This window comes from Haladaptatus ordinarius (assembly GCF_054177595.1).
In genome coordinates, this window is sequence record NZ_JBPEHH010000207.1 from 1 (window position 1) to 3,457 (window position 3,457).

Below are 3,457 nucleotides of genomic sequence, written 5' to 3' on the forward strand. Positions count from 1 at the left end.
AACAGATAGGCGTGTTCGAGCTGTTCATCAGAGAGTCCGAGCAGGTGTTTGATGATCTCCAGCGAGACCAACTCGTTGACCGGTTTGTTCGGGCGGCTATACCCACCGTGGTATAGCCGTCCGAACGTTCTCTCATCAATCTGGATGAAAACGTGTTCGTAAAAATGGGTAGACCAGTGATTCCGTAATTTCTTCTTTGGTCCGGCAGGAAGGTCTTTGACGGGAGAAAAGAGTGCTTCCTGTCGATGCTCGTAATTTTCTCTAAACATATTTTTATCCAGTATAGCAACTAATAGGGTTGAAGCAATGTATAGCTATTGTAAATAATTTTAATAAGTTACTCAATGCTCACTTGTGGCCTATGAGTCGTCAAATCGTGCCCCTTTTTACTGCGCCCTCAGCATCTGAACTCGGCAAGGTAGATTTGTTATGCATGGTTCTATGTGAAATTCGTAATGTAATTCACACTATATATAATTTGTACTAGTATATTGACTGACTTCAGAGGAAATGGAGACACGGGGAGTGCTGGTTCACTTTCACTGCACTTGGCGCGTTTATATGACGCTTGCTAGCCTGTCTCTACTGTACAGGAGCAGGGCATGACATCATATACTGAAACAGAAAACGCGGTCGAATCCAGGCAAAAAATCACTCCGAACCTCTGGTTCGATGACCAGGCAGTGGAAGCCGCGGAGTTTTACACTTCCGTGTTTGAAAACGGGGAGATCAAGGGCACGACCCATTACCCGGATGCCGGGCGGGAGATAACCGGCAGGGAAGCCGGCAGCGTGATGACGGTTGCCTTCCAGGTTGAGGGGTTCACGTTTGTCGCGCTCAACGGCGGGCCGGAGTTCAGTTTCAACCCGTCGATATCGTTTTTCGTAAGTCGAGAAACAAAAGAGGAAATGGATGGGTTATGGGCACGGCTTGTCGATGGTGGGGAAGTGCTCATCCAGCTTGATGAACACCCGTTCAGCGACTATTACGGCTGGGTGAAGGATAAATATGGTGTCACATGGCAGCTCATCCTCCCCAACAACGAAGGCGACTGGCGGCCGGATCTGGTGCCGTCCCTCATGTTTACACAGGACAACGTCAACAAAGCCGAGGAAGCTATCGATTTTTATACCAGTGTCTTTGCTGATACCGAACTGGGCCACCTGGAACGTTACCCGGAAGACACCGGTCCGGCCGAGAAAGGGGCGCTTGCCTTCGGAGATTTCAAAGTCGAGGACGTCTGGCTGGCCGTTATGGATACCGGCGTTGAACAGGACTTCGCGTTCAACGAAGCCATCTCCCTCATCGTCAACTGTGAAACCCAGGACGAAATCGACGAACTCTGGGACGCACTCAGCGCGGCACCCCAGGCTGAGCAGTGTGGCTGGCTGAAGGACAAATACGGTGTCTCGTGGCAGATTACGCCGACGATGCTGAACGAGCTGCCGGACGACGACCCAGAGGCTAATGCGCGCATGATGGAGGCACTGCTGGAGATGAAGAAGCTCGACGTTGCAGAATTGCAATCAGCATATGACGGAAACTAAGCTGCATTAACCAAAGAACAATGTCAAAATCAAAAACCCGCTTTACCGCTCCACTGGTTACAATCGGCTCGCGGACAGTCCTCAGGCTACCTGAGCGCGCCAGTGAGAAGCTCCCATCACGCGGCATGGTAATGGCCCGCGGAACCATCAACGGATTCCACTTTCAGATCCCGCTTGAACCAGACGGTGAAGGAAGCCACTGGTTCGAGGTCAATAAATCCATACATGAAAACGCTGGAGCAGAAACTGGCGACACTGTGACACTGGAGATTGAGCCGGTTAGCGAATGGCCGGAACCCACGGTGCCAGCGGACTTGGAGAATGCTCTTGCAGCCCATCCAGAGGCACATATCCTCTGGAAGGATATCACGACGAAAGCACGCTGGGAATATATCCGCTGGATCCGCTCAGCTAAAAAGTCTGAGACACGCGAGCGACGGATCGAGACAGCCTGTTCGAAACTGGAAGACGGTCAACGCAGACCATGTTGTTTTGACCGCAGCGCCTGCACCGTCCCCGACATATCGAAGAGTGGGGTGCTTATTGAGTCGATGGAAAATCGCTGACGTGGGACGCTTACGATTCGCAAGGGTGGGAGCAATTCAGTTCGACCGTCCGGTACGAACTCATTCATGTCTGGCAGTACCACGCGTTTTGTGACAAGAACTACGGGCGAATGTTTGTCAAGGGGCTGCTCAAATCAGATGATTGCGAAAACAGCTACTGTTACTGTGGTTCGATATCATTTCTCGATACACATTATTCAGTAATGCTTCCCTTAGTAATTGTAGCCTCTGTATAACTAACCGATTTTCGTACTTAACAAAGATTGCAATGGTAGAAGAACATGAAAGTAGTAGTGAACAGACAATTCAAACACGTCGCTCATTCATACGTCACACTGGCTTAGCGGCCGGTGTTGCAACGGCCGCGCTCGCTACTCAAGGCACTAGCCAGGCTGCGATACAAACCACCTACACTATCCGTGAGGATACATCAGATGAAACTGATGTGTATATTACAGATATGCAGAACGGAGGACCGACCGCAATCGTTGTTGGGGGTATTCATGGGATTGAAGAAGCGGGCTATGAAGCAGCAGATGACATAAAAACATGGTCAATTGACCAAGGGACACTTATTACAATTCCACGAGCGAATCCCGTCGCGATTCGACAAGATACCTACTCGAACGATAATGGGAATCTCAACCGTAAATTCCCGCCTGGTGAAGAGCCAACGACACCACTTGCACGTGCAATCTGGGATGTTATCGCATCATACAATCCAGATGTCGTGCTCAATCTTCACAGTTCGAAAGGGATTTACAACGAAGACATCGGTCCTGCGGGGGTTGGTCAGGCGATCTATCCGACAACTGCATCGGGTGCTGGAGAAGACGCAGTGAGGACAGCACAGTACATGAATCGCTATCACCTCGATGATTCATTCGAAGATTATTATCGCTTCAAACGCGGCAACACTATTGATGGTGACCGCCCGTTACTCATCCATAAGGTCGATGCTGACCTCAATGAGCCAGGGTTTATCGTCGAGACAACGCGCTATGGGACCGGTCTTGATACACGACGTAATTGGGAGCTCAACATCGTGCGGCATCTACTCCGCCGTCATGGGATGAATCGCACTTACGAAAACTAACTGTAGCTTCAGGTTTGTATTCGCTAGTTCATGCTTTCTGAGCGCCTCTCTACAGGAATGAGCAGAAAGAAGCATGTTGTCGAACTCTCTGACGAAGAACGCAGAACGCTCGAGTGGTTCATTTCGACTGAGGGTGTCATAGAACTCTTGTCACACCGTGATGATTGTGCTTCCCGGATTGTCTCCGCGTTCGTAGTTGGTGATTGCGATGACGAGACGAAGGCACAGCGCGAGGAACACCTGCGCTC

Annotated in this window: 3 protein-coding genes; all 3 read left to right on the forward strand. The window is 50.3% G+C overall.

What is annotated here, in order from left to right:
• Positions 1 to 602: 602 nt before the first annotated feature.
• The 3 genes from ACR3FF_RS26295 to ACR3FF_RS26305 all read left to right on the forward strand — a co-directional run bounded on the left by ACR3FF_RS26295 (position 603) and on the right by ACR3FF_RS26305 (position 3,209).
• Positions 603 to 1,547, forward strand: coding sequence for a VOC family protein (locus tag ACR3FF_RS26295; RefSeq protein WP_458191040.1), 945 nt, complete (start codon positions 603 to 605; stop codon positions 1,545 to 1,547).
• A gap of 20 nt (positions 1,548 to 1,567) precedes the next feature.
• On the forward strand, positions 1,568 to 2,113 hold the full coding sequence (locus tag ACR3FF_RS26300) for a YdeI/OmpD-associated family protein (protein WP_458191041.1): 546 nt from the start codon (positions 1,568 to 1,570) through the stop codon (positions 2,111 to 2,113).
• Positions 2,114 to 2,381: 268 nt separating this feature from the next.
• Positions 2,382 to 3,209 (forward strand): M14 family metallopeptidase, encoded by an 828-nt coding sequence (locus ACR3FF_RS26305; RefSeq protein ID WP_458191042.1) that lies wholly within the window; start codon positions 2,382 to 2,384, stop codon positions 3,207 to 3,209.
• Positions 3,210 to 3,457: the final 248 nt, after the last annotated feature.